Raw genomic sequence first — 23,334 nt, forward strand, 5'->3', positions numbered from 1 at the left:
TGGTGGTGGCGGTGAAGTCCACGGCATGGAGGGAGGTATTGATGTCTGTCCTGACGCCCGACCCCGTGCTCCGCCTCTTGGAGCGCGCCGCTGCGCAATGTGGTCCCGGGGCGGCTCGGCTGTACGCCGTGCTTGCCGCGGACTTCCCCGCGGCGCTGTCGCGGCGCCCCGCTCAGATCCTGCGGGCCGCCGACGCGAACGCCGAGGATCTCGATCAGCTGCTCGCCATGGCGGGCTTTGCCGACACCGAGGACCTGCGCGCCTGCGCCGCTCGCGAGACGGGTCGCCGGCTGCCCGTACCCGACCAGCGCATCGCCGACCGCGAGGGCCGGCCCGGTGACCGCACCGCGTTGCCACGCATCCTCGCCCGCGAACAGGAGAACCTCGCCGGCACCCTCGACGCTCTGCACACCAACGGCGCCCTGGAACTCGCCGCACGTGCGGTGGTCGCAGGCCGTCGACGCTGGGTGTTCGGTGACATGAAGTCCATCGGGTACGCGGCTCTGATCGCCGCCGACCTCTCCTCCGCGCTCCGTGACGTGACCCTCGTCCAGCCAGGGGTGGGAGCGGCCGTCACCGCCCTCGCCGACGCCGGCGACCAGGACGTACTGATCACCTTCAGCTTCCACAGCTACAGCCGTCACACCGTGCGCGTGGCCCGTGAGTTCCATGCGCTGGGGGCCACCGTCGTGGCGATCACCGACGGATACGACAGCCCGGTGTGCGCGTACGCCACCCACGTTCTCGCGGTGAACACCCGAAGCGAGTCGCGCACCCACTCGCCGACCGCTGTCACCGCCACGGGCCATCTGCTCGCCTCACTCGCCGCGGCCGGCGCGAAGGGCGCGGCCCGTCGCGCCCAGCGCCGCCACGCACTCACCACGGCCCTGAGCGACGGCGAGGGCATCACCCCGCTCGGCCCGCCTGAAAGGACTGCTCCGTGATCCAGGAGCCCACCCACCCCTCCGCAGAACAGCTCTCCCACGACGAGGCGCTGGCCGCTGACACGATCGACCACTGCTCGCGGCTGATCCGCTTCGACACCAGCAACTACGGCGGAGGAGATTCCCGAGGCGAACGGGAAGCCGCCGAGTGGGTGGCCGAAGTCCTGACCGACGCCGGATACGCACCGCAGGTCCTGGAGTCGGAGCCGCGCCGCGCCTCCACCGTGGTCCGCATCCCCGGTGCCGACCCGCTGGCGCCCGCACTGCTGGTCCACGGCCACCTCGACGTGGTACCCGCCGAGCCTTCCGACTGGTCCTTCGATCCGTTCAGCGGCGAGATCACCGAGGGCGCGGTTCGCGGCCGCGGCGCCCTCGACATGAAGGACATGGACGCGATGATGCTGGCGTGCGCCACCGGCTTCGCCCGGACCGGCACCCGCCCGCCGCGCGACATCGTGATGGCGTTCGTGGCCGACGAGGAGGACACCGGCGCGTACGGAGCGGGGTTCCTCGTCGACAAGCACCCCGGACTCTTCGAGGGTGTCACCGCCGCCATCAGCGAGTCCGGTGGCTACAGCGTCCATCTGCCCAACGGCCGCCGCCTCTACCCGGTCGCCACGGGCGAGCGCGGCAGCGCCTGGATGACGCTCACTGCGCGAGGCGCCGCGGGACACGGTTCCCGCCGGAACCCCGACAATGCCGTCGCCACGCTGGTGCGCACCGTCGCCGAACTCGCCGCGCTCTCGTGGCCGGTGCACCTGATCCCGCCGGTCCGGGCGCTGCTCGACGGGCTCCAGGCGGAGCTCGGCGTCACCATCGACCCGGCGGACCCGGCGAGCGTCGCCCAGCTCGGCGCAGCCGCCCGGCTGGTGGAGTCGACCATGTCGAACTCCCTCAACCCGACCCGCCTGAACGCCGGTTACAAGCACAACGTGATTCCCAGCGAAGCCACCGCAGGCATCGACGGACGCGTCCTGCCCGGCGCCGAGGATGCCTTCTTCGCCACCGTGGACCAGGTGCTCGGTACCAAGGTGACCCGCGAGTTCGCCAGCTGGACCAAGCCGGTCGCCGCCGATCACACCTCGCCCGAGTTCGCGGCCATGGCGGACGCCCTGCGCGCCCACGACCCGCAGGCCCTGGTCCTGCCGTTCTGCATGTCCGGCGGTACGGACGCCAAGGCGTTCGCCCGCCTGGGCATCGCCGGCTACGGCTTCGCCCCCGGCACCACCCCGCCCGGCTTCAATTCCTGGGACTACGTACACGGCGTCGACGAGCACGTCCTCACCGACAGCCTCGCGTTCGGCGTCCGGGTCCTGGACACCTACCTGCGGGCGGACCCCTTCGCTTCCACATCGGGCTGACCCGACGGCCGCACCCGGCCGCACGGCAGGCGAGCCGCGCAGACACCGCCCCGGCTCGCCACAGCACGGCACCACACAGCACGTTCACCGGTACGGCGCGGACCCCACGTGGGCCGCTCGGTGCCCGCCCCCTGGAGTAGCACGACATGAGACACGCAATGGTCCGCGGCGCGATACGCCGACGTGGTACCGCCCTGGCCGCAGCCACCCTCACCGGCGCCCTGGCCCTCAGCTCGGTGGCCCTGGCCCCGGCAGCCACCGCCGAGAGCAAGGGCACCACCCTCCGCGCGGCGATGACCGGCAACGGCATCGACTCGCTGAACCCGTTCCTGGCGTACTTCGCCGGTTCGCTGGACGTCTTCAGCGCCGTCTACCCCTCGCTGAACTCCCTGAACACGGACGGTTCCGCCGCGCCGTACCTCGCCACCAAGTGGGAGCCCTCGGCCGACAAGCTCACGTGGACCTTCACCATCCGTGACGGACTGAAGTGGAGCGACGGCAAGCCGATCACCGCCGCGGACGCCGCCTGGACCCTGGAACTGATCCGTACCAACGAGGTCGCCGGCACCGCCAACGGCTCGCTGGTCGAGAACTTCGAGTCGGTCACCGCGCCCGACGCGACGACCCTGGTCATCAAGACCAAGAAGCCGCAGTCAAACGTACCGTTCGTGTCCATCCCGTACAGCGGCGTGCCGATCGTTCCCAAGCACATCTGGGAGAAGCACGTCGACGGGCTGAAGGACTTCAAGAACGACTCCGGTGACATCGTCGGTTACGGTCCCTGGACGCTCACCGACTACAAGCCCGAGCAGTACGTCAAGTACGACGCCACCAAGAACTTCGTCCTCGGCGCCCCCAAGTTCGACCACCTGGTCCAGCAGCGCTACAAGGCCGTCGACGGCGCCGTGGCCGCCCTGCGCAGCGGTCAGCTCGACTACGTGTCGGACCTGAACTCCACCCAGTTCAAGGCGCTGAAGAGCGACAAGAAGGCCGACACCTTCCAGAACGCCGGCCGCCGCTGGATGAGCGTCGCGCTCAACTCCGGCGCCCACACCCGGTCCGGCAAGGAGATCGGCAACGGCAACCCGGCGCTCGCCGACGACGCTCTGCGCCGTGCCATCGCGCTGGGCACCGACAAGCAGACTCTGGTCGACAAGGTCCTCGACGGCTTCGGCCAGGTCGGGGCCGGCTACATCCCGCCGACCTGGAAGCAGTGGGACTGGAAGCCCGCCGCCGGCCAGGAGCAGTCGTACGACGTCGCCAAGGCCAACACCCTGCTCGACGACGCCGGCTACACCAAGGGCAAGGACGGGATCCGCGTCTCGCCCAAGACGAAGAAGCCGCTGAAGCTGCGCCTGGGCACCCACGCCGACGCCGCCTCCGACACCCAGATCGCCACCTACCTCACCGGGTGGATGAAGGAGATCGGTGTCGAGCTGACGGTCCAGCCGATGAGTTCCACGAAGCTCAACGACGACCTCGCCAAGGGCGACTGGGACCTGTTGATGGACGGCTGGGGCACCGGCCCCGACCCCACGTACCTGCTGTCCATCCAGAGCTGCGACGCCCTGCCGCTGGATGACGGCACCGGTGGTTCCACGGACTCCTTCCACTGCGACAAGGAGTTCGACAAGCTCTTCCAGCAGCAGGTCACCGAGTTCGACCCGGCGCAGCGCGCGGAGACCGTCGGCAAGATGCAGGAGATCCTTTACGAGGCCGACAACAACGTGATCCTCTACTACGGCACAGGCATGACCGCGACGAATGCCCGCACCGTGAAGAACCTCGCGGTCGGCAAGGCCGACGCCGCAGGCATCTACCCGATGCAGTACACCTTCGGCCAGTTCCGCAACGCCACTCCGGTCTTCGCCGAGAAGGCCGCCTCCTCCGGTTCCGCCGCCATCTGGGGCGGCGCCGGTATCGCCGTGGTGATCATTGCGGGCGTCGCCTTCGGCCTCAAGCGCCGCTCGTCGGCCGGCGAGCGCGAGTAACCGCTCATTCCTTCCGCGCACCCGGTGACAGCACCGGGTGCGCGGTCCATCAGACCGAGCAGATCGAGAAATCATGACCACTACGTCCGACAGCGTGAGCGCCGTCGGCCCCGTGCCCGGGAGCGACGCGTCCGGCGACGCCTCCCGCCCGGGCACGGGGCGCGCCGCCTTCCTCCGCTTCCTGGGGGGCAAGCTCGCCGCAGCTGCCGTGAGCTTCGTCATCATCCTGGGCATCGGCTTCGTGATCTTTCAGCTGATGCCCGCCGATCCGGTCCAGACCATGACGCGCGGCCGTCCCACCAGCGACGCGCAGATGGCTCATCTGCGTCAGACGCTGGGCCTCGACCAGCCGGTGTGGGAGCGGTTCATCTCCTTCGTGAACGACACACTCCACCTGGAGCTGGGCCGTTCCTGGCAGTACCAGCAGTCCGTCTCGTCGCTCATTGCGGAGCGCGTCGGTCCCACCCTGCTCCTGATGGGCACCGCCACCGCGATATCCGTGGTGCTCGGCCTGTGGCTGGGCGTCCGCAGCGGGTGGCGGCACGGCAGCCTCTTCGACCGGATCACCTCTTCCGCCGCGCTCACGTTCTGGTCGGTCCCCACCTACTGGCTGGGCATGATCCTGCTGATCTGGCTCAGCGTCGGCCTGGATCTGTTCCCGTCCGGCGGCATGTCCGACGCGGCGCTCGGTGCCACGGGCTTCGACCATGTCCTCGACGTGGCACGCCACATGGTGCTGCCCTGTCTGACCATGGTGCTGGTGGTCTTCGCCCAGTACGTGTCGATCATGCGCTCGTCGATCATCGACGAGCTGGGCAGCCCGTACCTGCTGACCGCCCGGGCCAAGGGACTCGTCGACGACGCCGTACGCCGCAAGCACGCCGTGCCCAACGCGCTCCTGCCGTCGGTCACCGTGATCTTCCTTCATCTGGGCACCATGGTCGGCGGCGCGATCACCGTCGAGACCGTCTTCAGCTGGCCGGGACTCGGCTCGCTCACCATCGAGGCCCTCAAGGTGCCCGACATCCCCGTCCTCCAGGGCACGTTCATCATCTTCAGCGCCAGCGTGATCCTGATGAATCTGCTCGCCGACGTGCTCTACCGCTTCCTCGACCCCCGGGTGCGTGTGCGATGACGACTCCTGACACCACCATCACGACCGCTCCGGCCGGCTCACCTCCCCGGCTGGCCGCCTTCAGCCGCTTCGTCCAGGCCTACGCCAAGCGTCCGGCGGGACTCGTCGGGCTGGGCATCCTGCTCGTCTGCACGGCCCTCGCACTGGCCGCCCCGCTCTTCATCGGCCCCCGGCAACTGGACGTCACCAAGGTCGACGGCCCGCTGCTCGCCGCGCCCAGCGCCGACTACCTGCTGGGCACCGATCAGGCAGGCCGCTCCGTGGTGGATCTGCTGATCTGGGGCGCGCGCTCCTCGCTGTCCATCGGCGTCATCGCGACCGTGCTCACCATGGTGCTCGGCTCCGCGATCGGACTGCTCGCCGGCCACTATCCGGGCAAGCTCGGCAAGGCCCTGATGCACCTGACCGACTGGTTCATCGCGCTGCCCAGCCTGCCGCTCGCCATCTCGCTGGCCGCAGTGCTCGGCCAGGGAACGGCGTCCATTACGATCGCCATCGCGGTGACCTCCTGGACGTCCACCGCCCGGCTGGTGCGCGCCCAGACCCTCGCCGTGGAGGCCCGTCCGTTCATCGAGCGCGCGAAGGTACTCGGCGCCGGCAACCGGCAGGTGATGCTCCGTCACGTACTGCCGAACGTCGCCCCGCTGATCCTGGTCTCCGGAACGCTCACGGTCGCCTCGGCGATCCTCTCCGAAGCCACCCTGACCTTCCTCGGACTCGGCGACCCGACCGGAGTCTCCTGGGGTTCCATGCTCAACGCCGCCTTCTACCAGGGCGCCATGACCTCCGGCGCGTGGTGGTACGTCGGCACGCCCGGCATCGCCATTCTTGTCGTCGTCCTCGGCTTCACCCTCACCGGGCGTGCCGTGGAGCACGTCCTCAACCCGCGGATGGTGGGCTGATCATGACCCTGCTCGACGTACGCGACCTGTCCGTCACCTATCGCGACGGCAACCGCGACATCCCCGCCGTACGAGGCGTCAGCTTCACCCTCGACCGGGGCGAGACCCTCGGTGTGGCCGGTGAGTCCGGCTCGGGCAAGACCACCATGGTGCTCAGCCTGCTGCGGCTCCTGCCCAAGAACGCGAAGGTCACCGGACAGGTGCTCTTCCAGGGCGAGGACCTGCTCACCGCCAAGTGGTCCACACTGCGCGCGGTGCGCTGGAACGGTGCCTCCGTGGTCTTCCAGGGCGCCATGAGCGCCCTCAACCCCGTGCGCCCCATCGGTGAGCAGATCTGCGAGCCGATCCTGCTGCACGAGAAGGTGTCCCCGCGCGTGGCCCGCCGGCGCGCCGCCGAGCTCCTCGACAGCGTCGGCATATCCCAGCAGCGCATGGGCAGTTACCCGCACGAGTTCTCCGGCGGCCAGCGCCAGCGCATCATGATCGCCATGGCGCTCGCCTGCCGTCCCGACCTGATCATCGCCGACGAGCCCACCACGGCCCTCGACGTGATGGTCCAGGCGCAGATCATGGAGCTGTTCACCGATCTGGTGAGGGATTTCGGCGTCGGCGTGATCATGATCAGCCACGACCTCTCCGTACTCTCCGAGATGTGCGGGCGGCTCGCCGTCATGTACGCCGGCGAGATCGTCGAGACCGGTCCCTCGCAGCAGGTCATCGAAGCACCCGAGCACCCGTACACCGACGCCCTGTCCCGGGCGTTCCCCACCATCGGCGACCCCGCCTCCCGGTTCGCGCCCTCCGGACTGCCGGGCGACCCGCCGGACGTCTCGGCACTCGGCGACGGCTGTGCCTTCGCCGAGCGCTGCGCGCACGCCGTCGACGACTGCCGCACCCGGACCATGGAGCTGTGGCCCGCAGGCGACCGGCGCACCGCCGCATGCCTGCGCGTCCTGGACGCGCACACCCCCGCAACCGAAGGGAGCCGGTCGTGAGCACCGCGCCGACCCTGGAGGTCCGCGACCTCCACATCACCTACCCGGCGCGGGCCGGGCGTGGCCCCGCCCACGCCGTGGACGGAGCCAACCTGACCGTCGGCCAGGGCGAGATCGTCGCCCTGATCGGCGAGTCCGGCTGCGGCAAGTCCACGCTGGCCCGCGCGCTCGTCGGCCTCATCAAGCCCACCAGCGGCGAGATCCGCTACCAGGGCAAGCCCCTCACGTACTCGGCGAAGGCGCTCAAGGAGTACCGCCGCCACGCCCAGCTGGTCCTTCAGGACCCGGGTGGCGCCCTCAACCCCCGGCAGAACGTGTACGACGCGGTCGCGGAAGGACCCCGGCTGCACGGAATCACCGACGAGCTCAACTCCCGGGTGCACACGGCCCTCCAGCGTGCCGGGCTGCGCCCTCCGGAGCGGCTCCTCCACCGCTTCCCGCACGGGATGTCCGGCGGTCAGCAGCAGCGCGTGGTCATTGCGGGTGCGCTCGCCCTCGACCCTTCGGTGATCGTCGCCGACGAGCCGGTCGCCTCCCTCGACGCCTCGGTGCGCGGCGAGATCCTCAAGCTGATCCTGGAACTGCGCGACGACTTCGGCCTGTCCGCCCTGGTGGTCAGCCACGACCTGGGCCTGGCCTGGAACATCGCCGACCGGGTCGCCGTGATGTATCTCGGCCGGATCGTGGAGGTCGGCACGGTCGAGGAGGTGCTGCTGCACCCCAAGCACCCGTATACCAAGGCCCTGCTCTCGGTGCTGCCCGAAGCCGGACGCGACCAACGGCCGACCGTACTGACCGGTGAGCCGCCGGACCCGACCCGCATCCCGTCCGGCTGCCGCTTCCACCCGCGCTGCCCGCTCTGGGCTCAGCTGAAGGGCGCCGAGCGCGCCGCCGCGGCCTGCGACACGCGCGAGCTGCCCGTACTGACCGCCGACCCGGCGACCGCCCAGGCGGCCTGCCATCTCGCCCATGGCCGCTGACACCGCACTCGTCGTGCGCGACGTAGAAGGCTCTGCCGCCATGGCGGCCTGCATAGGTCTGTACACCGAGGTGATGGGGCTGCGCCCGGCCGACGGGGGCCTCAACCCCCGTCTGCTGACCGCGCTCCAGACCAACGGAGGCATCGTCGTCGCCGCGTACGAGAGCGGCGACCCGGCGCGGCCGGTCGGCTTCGCGTACAGCTTCCTGGCCCGCGAACCCGGCGGCGAGCTGTTCCAGTTCTCGCAGCTCGCCGTCGTCGCCCGCCACCTCCAGGGGCGGGGAGTGGGCCGGCTCCTCAAGTACGCCCAGCGCGACCGGGCACTGGCGATGGGTCTCACCCGTATCCGCTGGTCCTACGACCCCCTCAAGACCCGCAACGCGCACTTCAATCTGGACGTGCTCGGCGGACGGGTCTCTGTACTCAAGCCTTCCATGTACGGCGACGAGGGCTTCGGGGACGACACGGGCGAGCCCACCGACCGGTTCCTCCTCGACTGGGACCTGAAGCGCCTCCCCATGGTCCAGCCCGAACTGCCCGACCGCGCCTGGCAACCAGGCGAGTGTCTGGCATACGGCGACGACCTGCTGATCGCCGTACCCGCCCTCTGGGACCTGCACCGCACCGCAATAGGAGCGTCCGCAGCCACTGCCCTGCGCACCTCGCTCAGGGAAACTTTCACCGAGGCCCTTACCACCCATGTCGGGGTCTCCTGCCTGCGTGTCACCGACGACCTCGCGGTCTACCGGTTCGTCCCGCGCGGCACCGACCAGGAAGTCGCCTCATGACGATCACCATCACCGAGATCGAACTCTCCCTGGTGCGGCTGGACTTGATCCATGAGTTCGAGACCAGCTCCCACCGCAAGTCGCACCTCGACCACATCGTGGTCAGGGCCACCGCATCCGACGGCACGGTCGGCTGGGGCGAGTGCGCCTCGCCCAGCGACCCGTACTACTGCAGCGAATCCACCGAGAGCTGCTGGTACGTGCTGAGCGAGCACCTCGCCCCCATGGTCCTCGGCCGGCCCTGGGAGCACCCGGACGACGCGGCGGCCCTCACCACCAGGCTCTCGGGCAACCACTTCGCCCGCGCCGGGCTCGACATGGCCTGCTGGGACCTGTACGGGCAGGCCCGCGGCGAAACCCTCTCCACCCTCGTCGGCGGCACCGCCGAGCGGATCAGCGCGGGCGTCAGCCTCGGCATCGAGCCGACGGTCGACGCACTCCTTGCCCAGGTCGCCCGGCACGTCGGCGACGGCTACCGCCGGGTCAAGCTCAAGTGCCGCCCCGGCTGGGACCTCGAGCCGGTACGGGCGGTGCGCGCGGCCTTCCCCGGCGTCGCGCTCCAGGTCGACGCCAACACGGGCTACCGGGCCGACTCGCCCGAGCACCTGGCAGCCCTGACGGCCCTCGACGACCAGGGTCTGCTGATGATCGAGCAGCCCTTCGCCGAGGACGACCTGCTCGGCCACGCCGACCTCGCAGCCCGGCTCGACACCCCTGTCTGCCTCGACGAGTCGATCACCTCACCCGCGGTACTGGCCACCGCACTGCACCTGGGCGCCGCCGACATCGTCAACATCAAGGTGTCCCGGCTCGGCGGGATCGGACCCTCCGTCGCGGTGCACGACGTGTGCCGCGAGGCCGGAATCCCGGTGTGGTGCGGCGGTATGCACGAGTTCGGCATCGGCCGCGCCGCCAACCTCGCCGTCGCCTCGCTGCCCGGCTTCACGCTGCCCTCGGACGTGTCCGGATCCGACAAGTACTACCGCCAGGACATCGTCACTCCGCCGATCCGCGCCACCGAAGGCCTGGTCCCGGTCCCCGACGCCCGCCCGGGCCTCGGCGTCCATGTCGACGAGTCCCTGATCCAGGCGAATCGGCTGCGGCACGCCGTACTGAAGGAAGGCTGAGCCCGTGCGATTCGACGCCGCGCATCTGCGCGACCGGGCGCTCGCGCGCCTGGAAACCCTCGTCATGGCCGAGAGCCCGTCCGGGGAGCCCGAACTCCTCCAGATCGTCAACGCCGATCTGGAGGAGGCCTATCGGGCTCTCGGAGCCCGCGTCACCCGTGAGAGCGCACCGCACGGCGACCACCTGGTCTGCGAGTGGCCGGGCGCCGGCGGCGATGATGGTCACATCCTGCTCATCGGCCACAGCGACACCGTCCTTCCCGTCGGCACCACCGTCGATCGCCCGTTCACGCTCCACGAGGACGACGACACCGTCACCGGCCCCGGCGTGTACGACATGAAGGGCTCCCTCGTCGCCATCGAGCTGGCCTTCGTCCTGCTGCGCGAACACGGCCTCTCCCCGGTCCGCCCGGTGCGTCTGGTCGTCGTCAACGACGAGGAGATCGGCTCCCCGGACGGCCGCCGCATCATCGCCGCCCATGCCGCAGGCGCCTTCGCCGCGCTCGGCTTCGAACCGCCGCTGCCCGGCGGCACGCTGAAGACCGGCAGACGTGGTGTGGCCCGCGTCCGTATCGACGTCCAGGGCGTGGAGGCGCACGCCGGGCTCGACGCCTCGCTCGGCACCTCCGCGATCGACGAGCTCATCGACCAGATCGCCGCTGTACGCGGGGCCGTCCCGGCGCCGCCCGCGGCCGAGTTCAACATCGGCACCATCAGCGGCGGTACCCGCGCCAACGTCGTCGCGGGTGCCGCCCGGGCCGAACTCGGCCTGCGCTTCGCCACTCCTGCCGCCGAGGCCGCCGTTCTCGGCGCACTCGACGCCCTCACCCCGGTCCGCCCCGGCGCAAAGGTGACCGTCACCCGACTGTCGTACCGACCCGCCTGGGAGCGCGACCCGGCAAACCCCCTCGCTGCGCGTCTCGCTTCGCTCGCGGCCGAGCGGGGAACGGAACTGCTCACCGGCACCTCGGGCGGCGCCGGTGATACCAATCTCACCGGCTCGCTCGGTATCCCCACCGCCGACGGCCTCGGCCCGGACGGTGCGGGCGCCCACTCCATGTCCGAACGCGCCTCGGTCGCCTCCCTGCTGGACCGCGCCGCTCTGCTCGCCGCCTACCTCACCGCACCCGAGGAGTCCGTATGACCTCCCCCGAGAACACCGGCCTGATCCGCCCGCCCGCCCTCAAGGCGGGCGACCGGGTCGCCGTCACCGCCGCCTCGGGAGCGCCGCGCGCCGAGGACCTGGAGAAGGGCGTCGCAGCCCTGGAGGGTCTCGGCCTGATCGTCGACGTACTGCCCTCGGCGCGCGCCGCAGGCATTCCCCTCGACTACCTCGCCGGTGACGACGCCACCCGCGCCGCCGACCTCACCACCGCTCTCACCGACCCCCGCTACCGCGCCGTCTTCATGGCCCGCGGTGGCTACGGCGCCCAACGCACCCTGGAGGGCGTCGACTTCGCATCCATCGGCACCCCCGCGCCGCGCGTCCTGGTCGGCTACTCGGACGTCACCGCGCTCATCGAGGCGGTCGCGGTGCACCTGGGCTGGGTGTCGCTCTTCGGGCCGATGCCCGTCTCGGACGACTTCACGTCCGGTTCGTATGCCTTCGACACGCTGGCGCGGACGCTGTTCACCCCGGCCGAGGCCACCCGGATGACCTTCCCGGCAGCCCGCACCCTGGTCCCCGGAACCGCCGAGGGCGTCACCCTCGGCGGGACCGCGAGCCTGCTCTGCTCTTCGCTGTCCACCCCCACTTCGCGCCCGGCCCGCGGCGGCATCCTCTTCCTGGAGGACGTGGACGAGGAGCCGTACCGGCTGGACCGCATCCTCACGCAGCTGCGCCGCTCCGGTTACCTCGACGGGGTCGCGGGCATCCTCTGCGGCACCTTCACCGGCTGCGGTGACCCGGCCGAGATCGACGCCCTGCTCATCGACCGGCTCGGCGATCTCGGCGCCCCGGTCCTGGCCGGCGCCGACATCGGCCACGGTGTCCCGATGCAGACCTTCCCCGTCGGCGTGCAGGCCCGCCTCGACGCCGACCAGGGCACGCTCACCTTTGACGGCCCGGTGCTCGCCTGACCGGACCGACGGCCGTTGAGGCGCCCTTCGGGGCGGTGGCGGGACCACCGGATGAGGCAGTGATCAAGCGGCGGGGAGATGCTCCCCGCCGCTTCGGCCTGTCCTGACCAGGCCGGACCGTGCGTCGGCGACCGCTGCACGACGTGATACGGACGGCCGCTCACCGTTCGGTTGAAGTTCTTCACTCTGAAGGGTTGTTTTCAATCTAGTGAAGACCTTCAATATGACCAAGCCCGGATCGTCGAGGCCGCACACGCTCCGCCGAAGCGCTCGTTGCTCGACGGCGAAGCTCCTTCCGTCCCCACGCCACTGAGGCAGGTCGAAGCTGTGAGTGACGCAACCCACGTACCCCAGGACGGTCAGCCGGACCTGGATGCTCTCGTCGCCACAGTGGGAATCCAGATCAAGGCACTGCGCAAGCAGGCCGGTTACACCCTCGACGACCTCAGCCGAGGATCCGGTGTGAGCACCGGCCTCATCAGTCAGATCGAACGGGGCAAGGGCAATCCGTCCTTCGCCACCCTGGTCCAGATCGCCCACGGGCTGGACATCCCCATCGGCAGACTCTTCCATCTGACCGAGCAGATCAGCCCCGTGGTGCGGCGCGCCGAACGCCGCAGTCTCGATTTCCACGGCACCGATGGACTCGACGACGCCACCTACGAGTTGCTCACTCCTACGCTGAACGGCGCGCTCGAGGTCCTCTGGGTCGAGACCCAGCCGGGTCATGACACCAGCAGCACCCCGTTCCGCCACAACGGCGAAGAGTTCGGAATCGTTCTCTCCGGTGTCAAGGACGTCTATCTCGACGGCGTCCGGCACCGGCTCGAGGCCGGTGACTCGATCACGTACTCGTCGAGCATCCCGCACTGGTACGCCAACCCCGGCGACGAGCCGTCCACTTCCGTCTGGGTCATCACCCCGCCCAGCTGGTAGGCCCGGGGCTCCGCCGTACCCCGCTCCCTCAACGCCCCGGCCGTCGGCCCGGGCGCAGCTCCCGCACGGCCTGCGCCGTGCGCCTTTCACCGCGAGGTGCCCCCGCTATGGCATCGCTCCATGAAAGATCAGCTACTGCAGTCGGTACTCCCCTCTCCCAGCGGCGCGCACTGCTGGCCCTCGGCGGCGGCAACGCCGTCGAGTGGTACGACTGGATGGTCTACGGCCTGCTCGCGTCCTCCATAGGACCGCAGTTCTTCCCCTCCACCGACAGCCTGTCATCCACCATGTCCGCCCTGGCCGTCTTCGCGGTGGGGTTCGCCGCCCGGCCGTTGGGTGCCGTCGTGTTCGGCACGCTGGCCGACCGGCTGGGCCGGCGGCTGGTCATGCTGCTGTCCATCGGATCCATGGTCCTCACCACCACCGTCATCGCCCTGCTGCCCACCCACGCGGTCATCGGCGTGTGGGCCGGCGTGATCCTCCTCGCCTGCCGGATCCTGCAAGGGCTGTCCACCGGCATCGAGGCACCGCTCAACTCCGCCTACATCGTGGAGATGGCGCCGGAGGGCCGAACCGCCCGCTTCGGCAGCATCATCAGCATCTACGTCCAGGTCGGCATCGTCGGTGCGTCGCTGGTCTGCTTCCTCACCAGCGAGGCCGTCGGTCCCGAGGCCATGGGTGACTGGGGCTGGCGCATCCCGTTCCTGATCGGCGCCGTGGGCGGCCTCTTCTTCCTGTGGCTGCGCCGCTCCCTGCCGGAGACCCTGCACACCGCGGCGGAGGCCGCGGACTCCGCCACCGCCGGGACGCCCCGCAGGACGGGAGAGATCTGGGCAGAGGTGGCACACCACAAGCTGGCGCTGCTCACCGTCATCTTCGTCGTCGCAGCCGCCCAGGCGATCAACTACACCTGGACCACCGGGCTGCCCAACCTGGCCCGCTCCGCCTACGCGGAGGACCCCAGCACCGTGTTCGCGGTCACCACCCTGTCCGGGGTGGCTGTCGGCGCGCTCTACCCCCTGGTCGGCCGGCTCGCCGACCGGAAGCGGATTTCCCGCACCTTCATCGCCACCCGCCTCGCGGTCGTTCCGCTCGTGTTCGTCGTCCTCGCCTACCAGGGCAAGGGGATGACCACCTTCGCCCTCGTGATGCTGGTGGGCGCCCCGGTACTGGCCTTCACGATGGCCCTCTACAACACCGTGTCCGCCACGCTGATGCCGACGAGCTGCCGGGTCACCGGCGTCGGTCTCGGCTACGCCGTGGGCGTGGCCGGCTTCGGCGGCACCGCCCCGTACGTCCTGCTGTGGCTGCAGGACGCCGGCGCCGGATGGGCCTTCCCCGTCTACGTCGCCGTGCTGTGCCTGCTCAGCGTTCTGCTCTACGTGCTCGCCTTCCGCCGCGGTTCCGTTCGCGCCGGAAGCTGAAAGGAGTCCCACCATGTCCACAACAGCCGCGCCGTCCGGCGCACCTGTCCACGGACCCTCCGTCACACTTGACGCCATCGAGGCGCCGGTCGTCCGGCGCTCGGACGTGGTCGTGGTCGGCGGAGGCCCCGCCGGTGTGAGCGCCGCGGTCTCCGCCGCCCGCAGCGGGGCGAGCGTGACGCTGCTGGAGCGCTACTCGGCGCTCGGCGGACTCGCCTCCGGCGGCATGGTCCTCGTCCTGGACGACATGATCAACGGCGACGAGATCACGGTCACCGGCATCGTCGACGAGTACGTCGAGCGGATGGCGAAGCTGGGACTCGCGGTCTACCCGCCGGCCGAGGAGCGCGTCTCCTCCCAGGAGATGTGGAACAAGTGGGGTCGCTGGGGGGCATTCGACTTCCACTCCCACACCAGCCCCAAGCCGATCTGCTACGCGGTCGCCTTCGACCCCGACGGCTGGAAGCGCGTGTCCAACGACCTCGTCCGCGAGAGCGGGGTCGACCTCCGGCTGCACAGCTGGTTCTCACGGCCGATCGTCCAGGACGGCGCGGTCAAGGGCGTCGTCTGCGAGACCAAGTCCGGTCCGCAGGCGGTCATGGGCGATGTCGTCATCGACACCACCGGCGACATCGACGTGGCCTCCCGCGCCGGCGCCACGTACGACAAGGACAACTACCTCGTCACCCTGGTGTTCCGGCTCGGCGGCGTGGACACCGCGGCCGCGGAGCGCTTCGAGCAGGAGAACCCGCGGGAGGCCCGTGCGATCAACCGCAAGATCAAGCGGCTGCTCGGCGGGGCCTGGGAGCTGTGGTGGCTCAAGACGCCCGTACCCGGCGTGGTGTGGTGCAACGCGCCGCACATGACCGGCTTCGACGGCACCGACCCGGAGTCGCTCACCGAGGCCGAGTTCGAGGCGCGGAACCGTATCGGCAACGTGCTCGACCACATCAGGTCGGACCTGCCGGGCTTCGAGAGTGCGTATCTGCTCGACGTCGCCGAGCAGATGGGTGTCCGCCAGACCCGTCTGCTGCAGGGCGAGTACGTCGTCACCAAGGACGACGTCACCTCCCGTCGCCACTTCGCCGACAGCGTCTCGCGCGGCCGTGACTACTACACGCCGTACCGTTCGCTCCTGCCGCGCGGTGTCGACCAGTTGCTGGTCGCGGGCCGCCACTACTCGGCCACTCCCGAGGCACAGCGCATCTCGCGCGAGATTCCGCCCTGCATGGCCATGGGCCAGGCCGCCGGTATCGCCGCGGCGACCGCGGTCGAGCAGGGCGTGCTGGTACGGGACGTCGACCCGGCCGTCATCCAGAGCCGGATGCGCGACCAGGGCGCCGACCCGGGCGACGTCCCCGCCGAGAACGCCACCGTCGACGCGACCACGGAGGCCGGCGCATGAGCACCGTACAGCCGCTGAGCGGTATCACCGTCGTCGACTTCACCCAGGTCTTCATGGGCCCGTCGTGCACGCAGCTGCTCGGCGACTACGGCGCCGATGTCATCAAGGTGGAGCGGCCCGGTACGGGCGACATCGCCCGTACCTCGATTCCGGACCCGGCGGGCCTGGACAACCCCATCTTCCTGTCGATCAACCGGAACAAGCGGAGCATCAGCATCGACACCCGCACCGAGGAAGGCCTCAAGGCCGTCCAGGAACTGGTGCGCGGCGCCGATGTCGTGGTCAGCAACTTCCGTGCCGGTGTCATGGAGCGTCTCGGCCTCGGTTACGAGGCGCTCCGGGAACTGAGCCCGCGGATCATCTGGGCGTCCGGAACCGGCTTCGGCACCTCGGGGCCGTACGCGCACAAGGGCGGCCAGGACGCCATCGCCCAGGCGTACAGCGGTGTGATGTGGCGCAGGGTCGCCGAAGACGACCCCGTCACGCTCTACCCGACCACCCTGTGCGATTACACCACCGGGATGCACCTGCTCCAGGGCATCCTGCTCGCACTGCTGCATCGCGACCGGACGGGCGAGGGGCAGAAGGTCGAGGTGTCGATGTACGACTCCATGCTCCACATGCAGATGCAGGAGGCGTGCCAGCAGCTCAACCGCGGATCCGAGATCAACTGGGCCGCCATGCCGCTCACCGCGGTCCTTCCCACCACCGACGGTGCGTTGATCATGGTCGGTGGCTTCAAGGCCAACCCGCTCCATCACATCAGCCGCGCCCTGGAGCTCGACGAGGACCTGAGCGAGCGCGCCGAGTTCTCCACCCTGGAGGATCAGTTCGCCCACCGGCCCGAGCTGCAACGCATCTTCGCCACGGCAGTCGCCGGCAACTCCACCGACTACTGGGTCAAGCGCCTGGAGGAGGAGGACATCCTCTGTGCCCCGGTGCGCAGTCTGGAGCAGACGCTGGACGACGAACAGACCGCGGTCAACAACATGATCGTCGAGATGGACCACCCGGTCGCGGGCCGCATCCGCGCGCTCAATGCGCCCATCCACCTGTCCGAGGGCGCGGCCACGGTCCGCCGGGTGCCGCCGCAGCTGGGCGAGCACGGCGAGGAGATCCTCGGCGAACTCGGCTACGACACGCAGCAGATAGCCGTACTGCGCGAGAAGGGCGTCCTGCGATGAGCGACGTGAACACCGACGAGGTGCGCTACGAGCGCGACGGGCACGTCGCCCGGGTCACCATCAGCCGCCCCAAGGTGCTCAACGCCGTCGACGCGAAGACGCTGGCCCGGCTGAACGAGATCTGGGCCGAGATCGAGGCCGACCGTGAGGTCCGCGTCGTCGTGGTCACCGGCGACGGCGACCGGGCGTTCTGTGTCGGCGCCGACATGTCCGCCGACGCGGTCGACAAGACCGGCCTGCAGTACTGGGCCGACCTCGACCCCAACGGCTACGGCGGCCTGAGCCTGCGCACCACCCTCGACGTCCCGGTCATCGCCCGGGTCAACGGCTATGCGCTCGGTGGCGGTATGGAGATGGTGCTCGGCTGCGACATCGTCGTGGCCGCCGAGAGCGCCCGGTTCGGCCTCACCGAGCCGCGGGTCGGGCGGATCCCGCTCGACGGCGGCGTCTTCCGGCTCGTCCGCCGACTGCCGCACACCCAGGCCATGGGGCTGCTGCTCACCGGTCGCAAAGTGCCCGCCACCGAACTGCACCGGATGGGGCTGGTCAACGAGGTCGTACCGGCCGAGGAGCTGGACGAGGCCGTCGACCGCTGGGTCGCCGACATCCTCGCCTGCGCCCCCACCTCGCTCCGCGCCATCAAGCAGATGGTGCAGCGCACCGAGCACCTGTCGGCGCGGGACGCCCACGCGATGCGGCTGCCCGCCCTCACCGAGGCGCTCGACAGCGAGGACGGCAAGGAGGGCGTGCTCGCCTTCCAGGAGAAGCGCGCGGCCGTGTGGCCGGGCCGGTGAAGGAGAGCAACTCATGGTCGGCAATCTGTCCTCCGGCGTCTGGGGAGTGGTCGCCACACCGTTCCTCGGCCCGTCTCTGGAGGTCGACGGGAGCAGCCTGTCCCGGCTGGTGAAGCACTACGAGGGGATCGGTGTCACCGGCCTGACCGTGCTCGGCGTCTTCGGCGAGGCCGCCAGGCTGTCCGCCGAGGAGCGCCGCACGGTGCTCGAGGTGGTCGCCGCATCCGTGGAACTGCCGCTCGTCGTCGGCGTCACCGGACTCGCCACGGCACCGGTGATCGAGGAGGCCCGGCTGGTACGGGAGGTGGTCGGGGACCGCCTCGCCGGACTCATGGTCCAGGTCAACTCCCCGGACCCGCGCACCTGAACGCCGTGCACGACGCCACCGGCGCCGGCATCGTCGTCCAGGACTACCCGGAGGCCAGCAAGGTCGCCATCCGTACGTCCGACCTGGTCCGCGCCGTGCAGGCAGTGCCCTCGGCAGTCGGCGTGAAGGCCGAGGCCCCGCCGACCCCGGCGGCCGTCGCGGTCCTGACGGCCCAGCTCGGCGTTCCCGTCTTCGGGGGCCTCGGCGGGCTGGGTCTGCTGGACGAGCTGGCGGCCGGGGCCGCCGGCGCGATGACCGGTTTCTCCTGCCCGGAGGGCCTGGTCGCCTGTGTCGACGCCTGGCGCAGCGGCGGTTACGACGCCGCCCGCGAGGCGTACCTGCCGTATCTGCCGCTGGTCAACTTCGAGGCCCAGGCGGGAATCGGACTGGCTGTCCGCAAGGAGGCGATCCGGCGCCGCCGGCTCGTCGAGGAGTCCAGTGTGAGGCCGCCGGCCGCCGCCATGCCGCAGTCGCTGGTCCTGCAACTGGAGCGGCATCTGGAGGCCGCCCTGGCCGCTCTGCAGAAGGAGGTGCGGTGATGGATCTCGGAATCCGCGGACGTACCGCTGTCGTCGCCGCCTCCACCGGCGGCCTCGGCCGCGCGGTGGCCGAGGCGCTCGCGGCCGAGGGGGCCGCTGTCGTCGTCGCCGGACGGCGCGGTGACCTGGCGGAGAAGATCGCCGCCGGCCTGCCCGAAGCCGTGGGTGTCCAGGCCGACCTCACGGCACCGGACGGGCCGCGTGAACTGATCGAGGCCGCCCGCGCGGCCTACGGCGACCCGGACATCCTCGTGCTCAACGGACCGGGCCCGAAGCCCGGCCGCGCCGTCGACCTCGACGGCGCCGGGCATCACCTCGGAACGGCCGTGGACTCGCTCCTGCTGGCCCAGCAACGCCTGGTGGCACAGGTTCTGCCCGGTATGCGGGAGCGCGGCTGGGGGCGGATCGTCGCCATCGGCTCCAGCGGTGTCGCCGAACCGCTGGCCGGCCTGGTCCTCTCCAACGCCGGCCGGGCCGCCCTCGCGGCCTACCTCAAGACCCTCGCCACCGAGGTCGCCCGCGACGGAGTCACCGTCAACCTGCTGCTGCCCGGCCGGATCGCTACCGACCGGGTCGCACAGCTCGACGCCGCGCGCGCCGAGCGGGAGCAGCGTCCGGTTGCCGAGGTCGCCGCCGGCTCCCGGACCGCCATCCCGGCCGGGCGGTACGGCACGCCGGAGGAGTTCGCCGCAGCAGCGGCCTTCCTGTGCAGCGCGCCCGCCTCGTACATCACAGGAACAGCACTCCGGTGCGACGGCGGCCTCGTCCGCAGCCTGTGACCGGCCGGAATCCACCCGATGAAGGACCACCATTCATGAACACAGTGCATCGGATCAGCAACCTCATCGGGGGCAGGGACATCCCCGGTGAGGGTCACGAACGTCGCAACCCCGCGGACCCGTCCGACCTGGTGTCCGTCTCGCCGGCCTCCGGCGCGGATGCCGTGGACGCCGCGGTCACGGCGGCCCGCGGGGCCCAGCCGGGCTGGGCGGCAATGACCGCACCCGCTCGCGGCGCCATCCTGATGGACGCGGCGGAGATTCTCCGCGGCCGTCACGAGGAGATCGCCCGAGACCTGGTGCGGGAGGAGGGCAAGACCCTGGCCGAGGCCCGGGGCGAAGTCCGCCGGGCGATCGACGTGTTCCGCTTCTTCGGCTCCGAGGGCTGGCGGCTCGGCGGCGGGACGCTGCCGAGCTCGCAGCCCGACACCCTGGTCCACACCCGCCGCGAGGCGATGGGCGTGGTCGGACTGATCACCCCGTGGAACTTCCCGATCGCCATCCCGGCCTGGAAGACGGCGCCGGCCCTGATCGCGGGGAACGCGGTGGTGCTCAAGCCCGCCGAGCTCACCCCGGTGTCGACCCGTCACCTTGCCGACGCCCTGGTGCAGGCGGGTCTTCCGCCCGGCGTGCTGAACGTGGTGCACGGCGCCGGACCGGTCGTCGGTGCAGCGCTGGTGACCGACCCCCGCGTGGCGGCGGTGTCGTTCACCGGGTCCACGACGGTGGGCATGCACATCGAGCGCGCCGTTCACGAGCGGCGCGGCCGGGTGCAGGTCGAGATGGGCGGCAAGAACGCCTTGGTGGTGCTCGACGACGCGGACGTCGAGCAGGCCGCACAGATCGCCGCGGCCGGCGGTTTCGCCCTCACCGGACAGGCCTGCACCGCGTCCTCCCGCGTCATCTGCACCCCGGGCGTGTACGAGGCGTTCGTCGCGGCGCTCACCAAGCAGGCGGAGCGCTACCGTCCGGGCAACGGTCTGGCCGAGGGCACGTTGATGGGCCCGGTGGTCAGCGAACAGCAACTCACCGGTATCGCGGCGGCGATCCGGCGGGCCAGGGACGAGGGCGCGACCATCGAAGCCGGGGGTGGCGCCTCTCAGGGCCTGATGCTGGCACCCACCGTGCTCACCGGTGTCGCCCGGGACAGCGCCGTCGCGCGTGACGAGATCTTCGGCCCCGTGGTGGCCGTGCTCGTCGCCGAGGATCTCGACGACGCGATCGAGCTGGTCAACGACTCCCGGTACGGGCTGGCCGCAGGCGTGTGCACCCGAAGCCTCGCCCTCGCCCAGCGGTTCGCCGCGGGGGTGCGGGCCGGCGTGATCAAGGTCAACCGCCCCACGACCGGACTGGACCTGAACGTGCCCTTCGGAGGTGTGAAGGATTCGTCCAGCAACACCTTCCGCGAACAGGGCACAACGGCCACCGAGTTCTACTCCTGGTCCAAGTCCGTCTACCTGGGCTGGGACGACTGAGCCCCTGACGAGTCGCTCACCATCGCGGACCGCTGCGGCTGCCGGAACCTCCTGGAGGGCCCGGCAGCCGCAGCGGTTCAGTCGTTCGAGCGGAGTGCCGACACCGGTGGCGCCTTTGGTGCCGAACGGCTTCGGGCTGCTTCCGGTGGACGGTCTCCCGACCGGGCCGTACGCCGAACGCCCCGTACCCCTCTCGAACGAGAGAGGCACGGGGCGCTCCTGTTGTGACGTGCGAACTACTCGCGGTCGCCCGCGTTCGCCTTGCGGCGGCGGAGGGCCAGCACTCCGATGACACCGATCAGTGCCACACCGCCGACACCGGCTGCCAGGGTTCCGGTGGACATGGAGGACTCGGCGCTCTCGGTGGCCGGGGCTGCCTTGATGTAGTTCCAGAAGGCCAGCTGGGTGGGCATCACGCCTGCCGCGTCCGCCTTGCCGGAGACGAGGCCCTTGACGGTGTCGGTGCGCGCCGCGGCGAGGCCGTTGTCGTAGTACAGGATCATGTCCTGGTTGTGCCGGTAGAGGATGTCCTGCATCTCGCCGACGATCCGCGCGCGCTCGGCCGGATCGAAGGCCTGGATCTGCTCCTGGAAGAGCTTGTCGTACTCCTTGTCGCAGTGGAAGGCATCGGTGGAGCCGCTGGTGCCGTCGTCCTGCGGGCGGGTGTCGCACGTCTGGATGCCGAGCATGTAGCTCGGGTCGGGGCCGGTGCCCCAGCTGTCCATCAGCATGTCCCAGTCGCCCTTGGCGAGGTTGTCGTTGAGCTTGGTCATGCCGAACGGCTGGATGGTCACCTCGATGCCGATGTCCTTGAGCCAGCCCTTGACGTAGGACGAGATCTGCGCGTCGCCGGTGCTGTCGGAGTGGATACCCAGGCGCAGATTCAGCTTCTTGCCGGACTTCGGGGCCGTTCGCACCCCGTCCTTGCCCTTCTTGTAACCGGCCTCGTCCAGCAGCGCGTTGGCCTTGGCGAGATCGAAGTCCACCGCCTTGCCGGCCTCGGGCGTCCACGCCCACTGGCTCCAGGCGGGCGGAAGATAACCCACGCCGGGTGCGCCGAGGTCGTTGAGGACCTTCTTGACCAGGGTCTTCTTGTCCGTGGCGTAGGCGATGGCGGTGCGCACGGCCTGGTCGGCGAGCACGGGGTTCGCCGTTCCGATCGGCTTCTCGTTACGGGTCTTCGCCCCGGCGTTGATCTCGATGGCGGTCCAGTGGTGGCCGGGCGTCTGGAAAGCCGTGACGTCCTTCTCGCTCTGCAGAGCCTTGAACTGCGTGGAGTTCATCGAGGTGACGTAGTCGATCTGACCGCTGCGCAGGGCGGCCACCGCGGCGTCGGTGGTCTTGTACTGCTGCTCGAGCAGGTGGTCGTACTTGGGGGCGCCGAGGAAGAAGTCCTTGTTGGCGTCCAGCTTGGCGTACTGCTCGGTCTTGTACGTGACGAGCTTCCAGGGGCCGTAACCGACCAGCGGGAAACTGTTGTTCTTGAAGTTCTTCAGGTCGCCGGTGTGCTTCTCCCAGATGTGCTTGGGCACGATCGGGATGCTGCTGGGGGTGGAGACGTACAGCATGTTCGACTGCGGGGCCTTGGTGGTGATCACCAGGGTGTTCGCATCGGTCGCCTCGACCTTGGCGAAGTTGCGGACCAGCGAACCGTTGGCGGTGGCCGCGGTCTCGTTCGTCATGATCAGGTTCAGCGTCCAGGCGGCGTCCTCGGCCGTGATCGGCTGGCCGTCGGACCACTTCAGACCCTTGTGGATCTTGAAGGTCCAGCTCAGCTTGTCGGCGGAGGTGGTCCAGGAGTCGGCGAGGTACGGAGTCGCGCTGCCGTCCGGCTTGAGTGAGTTCAGCGAGGGATAGACCTGGCCGAAGATGTCCAGAGCGCCGTCGAAGTACGCAAGGAACGGGTTGAGTGTGTCCACTCCGGAGGTGTCCATGGTCACGCGGAGGGTGGTGTCGCCGGATGCGGCCGCCGGTGTGGGCAGCGCGACGAGCGGCAGGGCCAGCGCGGCGAGGGTCGCAGCGGTTCTGCGAAGTATGCGCACGTTCAACGGGGACAACTCCCTTGTATGTGAGCGGTGGAGGTCGATGTGGCGGCGCGCCTGGCGGCACCTTAGTAAGTAAAATTCGCCA

At 70.1% G+C, this 23,334-nt stretch carries 21 protein-coding genes; 20 read left to right on the forward strand and 1 reads right to left on the reverse strand.

Features of this window, described 5'->3' with window-relative positions:
• The first annotated feature begins 41 nt into the window (after positions 1 to 41).
• The 20 genes from OG878_RS34890 to OG878_RS34985 all read left to right on the forward strand — a co-directional run bounded on the left by OG878_RS34890 (position 42) and on the right by OG878_RS34985 (position 21,204).
• Positions 42 to 944: a MurR/RpiR family transcriptional regulator gene (locus OG878_RS34890; protein ID WP_328890461.1), complete on the forward strand. Its 903-nt coding sequence runs from the start codon at positions 42 to 44 to the stop codon at positions 942 to 944.
• Positions 944 to 2,305, forward strand: a complete 1,362-nt coding sequence (locus tag OG878_RS34895; protein ID WP_443049284.1) for a M20/M25/M40 family metallo-hydrolase — start codon at positions 944 to 946, stop codon at positions 2,303 to 2,305. The genes OG878_RS34890 and OG878_RS34895 overlap by 1 nt, the downstream gene beginning before the upstream one ends.
• Positions 2,306 to 2,451: 146 nt before the next feature.
• Complete coding sequence (locus tag OG878_RS34900; protein WP_328890463.1) at positions 2,452 to 4,296, forward strand: ABC transporter substrate-binding protein; 1,845 nt, start codon at positions 2,452 to 2,454, stop codon at positions 4,294 to 4,296.
• Positions 4,297 to 4,369: 73 nt separating this feature from the next.
• Positions 4,370 to 5,431, forward strand: a complete 1,062-nt coding sequence (locus OG878_RS34905; protein WP_328890464.1) for an ABC transporter permease — start codon at positions 4,370 to 4,372, stop codon at positions 5,429 to 5,431.
• A complete protein-coding gene (locus OG878_RS34910) occupies positions 5,428 to 6,333 on the forward strand; it encodes an ABC transporter permease (RefSeq protein WP_328890465.1) in 906 nt (301 codons plus the stop codon). The genes OG878_RS34905 and OG878_RS34910 overlap by 4 nt, the downstream gene beginning before the upstream one ends.
• A 2-nt stretch (positions 6,334 to 6,335) precedes the next feature.
• Positions 6,336 to 7,328: an ABC transporter ATP-binding protein gene (locus OG878_RS34915; protein WP_328890466.1), complete on the forward strand. Its 993-nt coding sequence runs from the start codon at positions 6,336 to 6,338 to the stop codon at positions 7,326 to 7,328.
• The gene (locus OG878_RS34920; protein ID WP_328890467.1) at positions 7,325 to 8,308 is read left to right on the forward strand and encodes an ABC transporter ATP-binding protein; all 984 of its coding nucleotides are present in this window, start codon (positions 7,325 to 7,327) and stop codon (positions 8,306 to 8,308) included. Before OG878_RS34915 ends, OG878_RS34920 begins: the two co-directional genes overlap by 4 nt.
• The gene (locus OG878_RS34925) at positions 8,298 to 9,095 is read left to right on the forward strand and encodes a hypothetical protein (protein WP_328890468.1); all 798 of its coding nucleotides are present in this window, start codon (positions 8,298 to 8,300) and stop codon (positions 9,093 to 9,095) included. Before OG878_RS34920 ends, OG878_RS34925 begins: the two co-directional genes overlap by 11 nt.
• A complete protein-coding gene (gene menC / locus OG878_RS34930) occupies positions 9,092 to 10,222 on the forward strand; it encodes an o-succinylbenzoate synthase (RefSeq protein ID WP_328890469.1) in 1,131 nt (376 codons plus the stop codon). Before OG878_RS34925 ends, menC begins: the two co-directional genes overlap by 4 nt.
• A 4-nt stretch (positions 10,223 to 10,226) precedes the next feature.
• On the forward strand, positions 10,227 to 11,366 hold the full coding sequence (locus OG878_RS34935) for a M20/M25/M40 family metallo-hydrolase (protein ID WP_328890470.1): 1,140 nt from the start codon (positions 10,227 to 10,229) through the stop codon (positions 11,364 to 11,366).
• Positions 11,363 to 12,301 carry a S66 peptidase family protein gene (locus OG878_RS34940; protein WP_328890471.1) on the forward strand — a complete coding sequence of 313 codons (939 nt, stop codon included), beginning with the start codon at positions 11,363 to 11,365 and terminating at the stop codon, positions 12,299 to 12,301. The genes OG878_RS34935 and OG878_RS34940 overlap by 4 nt, the downstream gene beginning before the upstream one ends.
• 327 nt (positions 12,302 to 12,628) lie before the next feature.
• Complete coding sequence (locus tag OG878_RS34945) at positions 12,629 to 13,237, forward strand: helix-turn-helix domain-containing protein (protein ID WP_328890472.1); 609 nt, start codon at positions 12,629 to 12,631, stop codon at positions 13,235 to 13,237.
• A 107-nt stretch (positions 13,238 to 13,344) separates the two neighbouring features.
• Complete coding sequence (locus OG878_RS34950) at positions 13,345 to 14,661, forward strand: MFS transporter (protein ID WP_328890473.1); 1,317 nt, start codon at positions 13,345 to 13,347, stop codon at positions 14,659 to 14,661.
• A 13-nt stretch (positions 14,662 to 14,674) separates the two neighbouring features.
• Positions 14,675 to 16,066, forward strand: a complete 1,392-nt coding sequence (locus tag OG878_RS34955; protein WP_328890474.1) for an FAD-dependent oxidoreductase — start codon at positions 14,675 to 14,677, stop codon at positions 16,064 to 16,066.
• On the forward strand, positions 16,063 to 17,250 hold the full coding sequence (locus tag OG878_RS34960; RefSeq protein ID WP_328890475.1) for a CaiB/BaiF CoA transferase family protein: 1,188 nt from the start codon (positions 16,063 to 16,065) through the stop codon (positions 17,248 to 17,250). Before OG878_RS34955 ends, OG878_RS34960 begins: the two co-directional genes overlap by 4 nt.
• Entirely contained in the window at positions 17,247 to 18,044 is a 798-nt protein-coding gene (locus OG878_RS34965) for an enoyl-CoA hydratase-related protein (protein ID WP_328890476.1), read from the forward strand. Before OG878_RS34960 ends, OG878_RS34965 begins: the two co-directional genes overlap by 4 nt.
• 13 nt (positions 18,045 to 18,057) lie before the next feature.
• Positions 18,058 to 18,411, forward strand: a complete 354-nt coding sequence (locus tag OG878_RS34970) for a dihydrodipicolinate synthase family protein (RefSeq protein ID WP_328890477.1) — start codon at positions 18,058 to 18,060, stop codon at positions 18,409 to 18,411.
• A gap of 5 nt (positions 18,412 to 18,416) precedes the next feature.
• Positions 18,417 to 18,950, forward strand: coding sequence for a hypothetical protein (locus tag OG878_RS34975; RefSeq protein WP_328890478.1), 534 nt, complete (start codon positions 18,417 to 18,419; stop codon positions 18,948 to 18,950).
• Positions 18,950 to 19,729, forward strand: a complete 780-nt coding sequence (locus tag OG878_RS34980) for an SDR family oxidoreductase (protein ID WP_328890479.1) — start codon at positions 18,950 to 18,952, stop codon at positions 19,727 to 19,729. The genes OG878_RS34975 and OG878_RS34980 overlap by 1 nt, the downstream gene beginning before the upstream one ends.
• Positions 19,730 to 19,764: 35 nt before the next feature.
• On the forward strand, positions 19,765 to 21,204 hold the full coding sequence (locus OG878_RS34985) for an aldehyde dehydrogenase family protein (RefSeq protein ID WP_328890480.1): 1,440 nt from the start codon (positions 19,765 to 19,767) through the stop codon (positions 21,202 to 21,204).
• A 236-nt stretch (positions 21,205 to 21,440) separates the two neighbouring features.
• Here OG878_RS34985 and OG878_RS34990 read toward each other — a convergent pair whose 3' ends face one another.
• Positions 21,441 to 23,246 (reverse strand): ABC transporter substrate-binding protein, encoded by a 1,806-nt coding sequence (locus OG878_RS34990; RefSeq protein ID WP_328891483.1) that lies wholly within the window; start codon positions 23,244 to 23,246, stop codon positions 21,441 to 21,443.
• Between the last annotated feature and the right edge of the window lie 88 nt (positions 23,247 to 23,334).

Origin of the sequence: Streptomyces sp. NBC_00316 (assembly GCF_036158715.1) — a bacterium.
GTDB lineage: Bacteria > Actinomycetota > Actinomycetes > Streptomycetales > Streptomycetaceae > Streptomyces.